Source organism: Thermus sp., from assembly GCF_056332225.1.
The window spans coordinates 1-4,086 of record NZ_JBWGQW010000085.1 but is presented as its reverse complement, the minus strand read 5'-3'; the positions used below and the strand labels follow the sequence as shown (position 1 = coordinate 4,086).

The 4,086-nt window shown below is 69.1% G+C and carries 6 protein-coding genes and 1 pseudogene; 6 read left to right on the top strand and 1 reads right to left on the bottom strand.

What is annotated here, in order from left to right; all coding sequences use genetic code 11:
* Positions 1-316 (bottom strand): glutamine amidotransferase-related protein (locus tag AC01Y6_RS09785; RefSeq protein WP_476671328.1); only part of this gene is annotated, 316 nt, incomplete at its 3' end.
* 46 nt (positions 317-362) lie between these two features.
* On the opposite strand from AC01Y6_RS09785, the gene AC01Y6_RS09780 reads away from it, so the two are divergent.
* The 6 genes and pseudogenes from AC01Y6_RS09780 to AC01Y6_RS09755 all read left to right on the top strand — a co-directional run.
* Positions 363-821, top strand: a complete 459-nt coding sequence (locus AC01Y6_RS09780; RefSeq protein WP_428715143.1) for an S-ribosylhomocysteine lyase — start codon at positions 363-365, stop codon at positions 819-821.
* Complete coding sequence (gene mtnN / locus AC01Y6_RS09775; protein ID WP_476671326.1) at positions 818-1,480, top strand: 5'-methylthioadenosine/S-adenosylhomocysteine nucleosidase; 663 nt, start codon at positions 818-820, stop codon at positions 1,478-1,480. The genes AC01Y6_RS09780 and mtnN overlap by 4 nt, the downstream gene beginning before the upstream one ends.
* 13 nt (positions 1,481-1,493) lie before the next feature.
* Positions 1,494-2,417, top strand: a complete 924-nt coding sequence (locus tag AC01Y6_RS09770) for a ribose-phosphate diphosphokinase (protein WP_428720631.1) — start codon at positions 1,494-1,496, stop codon at positions 2,415-2,417.
* Positions 2,418-2,482: 65 nt separating this feature from the next.
* On the top strand, positions 2,483-3,103 hold the full coding sequence (locus AC01Y6_RS09765) for a 50S ribosomal protein L25 (protein WP_428715146.1): 621 nt from the start codon (positions 2,483-2,485) through the stop codon (positions 3,101-3,103).
* A 57-nt stretch (positions 3,104-3,160) separates the two neighbouring features.
* Positions 3,161-3,724, top strand: coding sequence for an aminoacyl-tRNA hydrolase (pth, locus tag AC01Y6_RS09760; protein WP_476671324.1), 564 nt, complete (start codon positions 3,161-3,163; stop codon positions 3,722-3,724).
* Between the two features lie 38 nt (positions 3,725-3,762).
* Positions 3,763-4,086 (top strand): annotated as a pseudogene (locus tag AC01Y6_RS09755) (D-alanine--D-alanine ligase); the annotation flags it as partial.

The following is a 4,086-nucleotide window of genomic DNA, read 5'->3' as shown; positions in this document are numbered from 1 at the left end:
GGGGGCCCTCGTAGCGGGTGAGGAGGGCCTTGCCGTACTCGGCCCTTCCGGCGCGCTCCACCCGCCCCCCGAGCTCCTTGGCGAGGAGCTGCATCCCGTAGCAGATCCCGAGGATGGGGAGGCCCGAGGAGAGGAGCCTGGGGTCGGGGCGGGGGGCGTCGGGCGCGAAGACGCTTTTGGGCCCCCCGGAGAGGATGAGGGCCTGGGGGCGGTGCTTGAGGACCTCCTCCAGGGGGGCGTCCCCCGGGAGGAGCTCCCGGAGCCTTCTTGCGATGAGCCGCGTGTACTGGGAGCCGAAGTCCAGGACCAGGACCACGGGGCAAGTATACGCCTTTCCCCGGGGGGTTTGGTGTAATGGGGGCATGGCCGAGGTGGAGAGCTTCAGCCTGGACCACACCAAGGTAAAGGCCCCCTACGTGCGCCTGGCGGGGAGGAAGGCCCTCGCGGGGGGCGTGGTGGAGAAGTACGACTTGAGGCTCGCCCAGCCCAACCGGGAGGCCCTGCCCACGGCGAGCCTCCACACCCTGGAGCACCTCCTCGCCGGGTACCTGAGGGACCACCTCCCGGGGGTCATTGACCTCTCCCCCATGGGGTGCCGCACGGGGTTTTACCTGGTGGTGGAAGGCCCCTTGGACGAAGAAAGAGTCCTTGTGGCCTGGGAAAGAGCCCTTCGGGACGTCCTCCTTCACGAAGGTCCCATCCCCGGGGCGAGCTTTAAGGAGTGCGGCAACTACCGGGACCACGACCTCGAGGGCGCCAAGGCCTGGGCGGAGAAGGCGCTGAGGGCGGGGCTTAGGGTCCAGCCCACCATCCCCCTATGACCGCCTTCTTCGCCGCCGAGCCCGAGGAGGCCGCCGCCCTCCGGGAGGCCCTGGGGGCGGGGGAGGCCCTTCCCGCCCCCTTCCCCCTCCACCGGGGCGAGGGGGTCTTGGTGGCGGAAACGGGGGTGGGCAAGGTGGCGGCGGCCCTGGCCGTAGCCCACGTCCTCACCCGCTTTCGCCCCTCGGAGAGCTTCTTCCTCGGGGTGGCGGGGGCCTTGGACCCTTCCCTCCGCGCCTTGGACCTCCTTTTGGCGGAGAAAGCGGTGCAGTGGGACGTGGACCTCACCCCCTTCGGCCGCGAGCCGGGGGAGACCGCTTGGGGGGTACGCTTCTTCCCTTCGGACCCCGCCCTCCTCGCCCGGGCGGAGGAGGCGGCAGGGCGCCTCGGTCTGCCCTACCGCCTGGGAGTGGTGGCTACGGGGGATAGGTTCCTGGCGGACCGGAGGGAGGCCCAGGGCCTCCGGGAGCGCTTCGGGGCCCAGGCCGTGGAGATGGAAGGGGCCGCGGCCCTCATGGTGGCCTGGCGCTTCCGCCACCCCATGGCCCTGGTCCGCGCCGTGACCGATGGGGCGGGGGAGGGGGCGGCCTTGGACTTCCAGGCCTTTTTGCGGGAGGCCGCAAGGCGCCTCGGCCTCCTCGCCCGGGCCCTCGTATACTGAAGGGGGGGTTTTCATGGAAATCCGGCTCTTCACGGGGAGCGCCCACCCCGACTTGGCCCAGCGGGTGGCGGAGGCCCTGGGGGTGCCCTTGGGAAAGGCCCTGGTGGACCGCTTTCCAGACGGGGAGGTGCGGGTAAGGCTTTTGGAGAGCGTCCGCGGGGAGGACGTCTACCTGGTCCAGCCTACCTGCCCCCCGGTGAACGACCACCTGATGGAGCTCCTCCTCCTCGCCGACGCCGCCAGGCGGAGCTCGGCGGGGCGGATCAACGCCGTCATCCCCTACTTCGGCTACGCCCGCCAGGACAAGCAGACGGAGGGGCGTGAGCCCATCAGCGCCAAGCTGGTGGCGAGCCTCTTGGAAAGGGTGGGGGTGGAGCGGGTCATCGCCATTGACCTCCACGCCCCCCAGATCCAGGGCTTTTTTGACATTCCCGTGGACCACCTCTCCGCCGTGCGCCTCTTCGCCCGCTACCTCCGGGAAAAGGGGTACGTGGAAAACGCCGTGGTGGTCTCCCCGGACGCGGGCCGGGCCGAGGAGGCGAGAAGGCTTGCGGAAAGGCTCGGCCTTCCCCTCGCCATGCTGGCCAAAAGGCGCCACGGACCCCGGGAGACCTCCGTGACCTACGTCATCGGGGACGTGGAGGGGAGAAGGCCCATCCTGGTGGACGACATCGTTTCCACCGGGGGAACCATCCGCCGGGGGGTGGAGGCCCTCCTCCAGGCGGGGGCCCTTCCCGAGGTGGTGGTCATGGCCACCCACGCCGTTTTGGTGGGGGAGGCCCGGGAGAACCTCGCCCACCCCGCCATCAAAGAGGTGGTCTTCACCGACACCATCCCCCTGAAGGACGGGGGCTACACGGTGCTTTCCACCGCCGAGCTTCTCGCCCAGGCCATCCGCCACGTCCACACCAACCAGTCGGTGAGCGCCCTTATCTAGTAGGGATGTGGTAAGCTTTTCTTTGTGTGCCCCTGAGGGGCCAGGGTGTGCGTTTGGGAGGAACCATGGAGTATCGCCTGAAGGCCTACTACCGGGAAGGGGAGAAGCCCAGCGCCCTTAGGCGGGCGGGCAAGCTCCCCGGGGTGATGTACAACAAGAGCCTGAACCGCAAGGTTTACGTGGAGCTCGGGGAGTTTGACAAGGTCTTCCGCCAGGCCTCCATCCACCACGTCATCGTCCTGGAGCTTCCTGACGGGCAAGAGCTTCCCACCTTGGTGCGCCAGGTGAACCTGGACAAGCGCCGCCGCCGTCCCGAGCACGTGGACTTCTACGTGCTCTCCGACGAGCCCGTGGAGATGTACGTCCCCTTGCGCTTTGTGGGCACCCCCGTGGGCGTGCGGGAGGGCGGGGTGCTCCAGGAGGTGCACCGGGACATCCTGGTGCGGGTTTCTCCCCGGAACATCCCCGAGTACATTGAGGTGGACGTTTCCGGCCTCGGCATCGGGGATAGCCTCCACGCCTCCGACCTCAAGCTGCCTGAAGGGGTGAGGCTTGCCATGCCCCCCGAGGAGACCATCGCCGCGGTGGTGCCGCCCGAGGACGTGGAGCGGCTCGCCGCCGAGGCCGCCGAGGCCCCCGCCGAGCCCGAGGTCATCAAGAAGGGCAAGAAAGAAGAGGAGGCCTGATCCTGCCGGGTGCCTTGTGGCGGGGGTAACCACCCCCGCCTTTTGCCAGGGGGAGCCGTGTTCTTGGTGGTGGGCCAGGGGAACCCGGGCGAGGCCTACGCCCGCACCCGGCACAACGTGGGCTTCATGGTCTTGGACCGGATGGGGCTTGCCTTCCGGAGGAAGGGGGAGGCCCTCCTGGCCGAGGCCGAGGTGGGGGGCCGAAGGGGCCTTTTCCTCAAGCCCCTCACCTACTACAACCTCACGGGGCAGGCGGTGGCCCCCCTGGCCCGCTTCTACAAGATCCCCCCGGAGCGCATCCTGGTGGTCCACGATGAGATGGACCTGCCCTTGGGCCGCCTGCGCCTCAAGGCCGGGGGAAGCCCCGCGGGGAACCGGGGGGTAGCCTCCATCGCCCTGGCCCTGGGCACCCCGGCCTTTCACCGCCTGAGGATCGGCATCGGCAAGCCTCCCGCCAAGGAGCTTGGCGCCGAGTATGTCCTTTCCCCCTTTGCCCCGGAGGAGTGGCCCCTGGCCGAAAGGGTGCTTTCGGTGGCTAGGGAAGCGGTGCTCTGCTGGGTGGAGGAAGGGCTTCTCCCCTGCGCCCAGCGCTTTAACGGCTTGGAACTCCGCCAAGGGTAGGCCGCTTTGGGGCCCGGCGGAGGGTATAAGCTTGGGGTATGGTGCCGCCCAAGGTGCTGGTGGTGGCCGGGGGGAGGGGCCCGGAGCACGAGGTTTCCCTTTCCTCCGCCGAAGGGGTTTTGCGCTTCATGCCCTTTCCCACGGAGCTTGCCGTTATCGCTAAGGACGGGCGTTGGCTCCTTGGGGAGCGGGCTTTGGAGGCCCTTGCGGCCAAGGCCGCCCCTTCCGGGGACCATCCCTTCCCCCCGCCCCTGGACTGGGAGGCCTACGGGGTGGTCTTCCCCCTGGTCCACGGCCGCTACGGCGAGGACGGCACCCTTCAGGGGTTTTTGGAGCTTCTGGGCAAGCCCTACGTGGGGGCG

Coding starts and splice junctions, on each gene's coding strand:
- AC01Y6_RS09780 (WP_428715143.1), top strand. CDS start 363: ATGGCCGAGGTGGAGAGCTTCAGCCTGGACCACACCAAGGTAAAGGCC.
- AC01Y6_RS09770 (WP_428720631.1), top strand. CDS start 1,494: ATGGAAATCCGGCTCTTCACGGGGAGCGCCCACCCCGACTTGGCCCAG.
- mtnN (WP_476671326.1), top strand. CDS start 818: ATGACCGCCTTCTTCGCCGCCGAGCCCGAGGAGGCCGCCGCCCTCCGG.
- AC01Y6_RS09765 (WP_428715146.1), top strand. CDS start 2,483: ATGGAGTATCGCCTGAAGGCCTACTACCGGGAAGGGGAGAAGCCCAGC.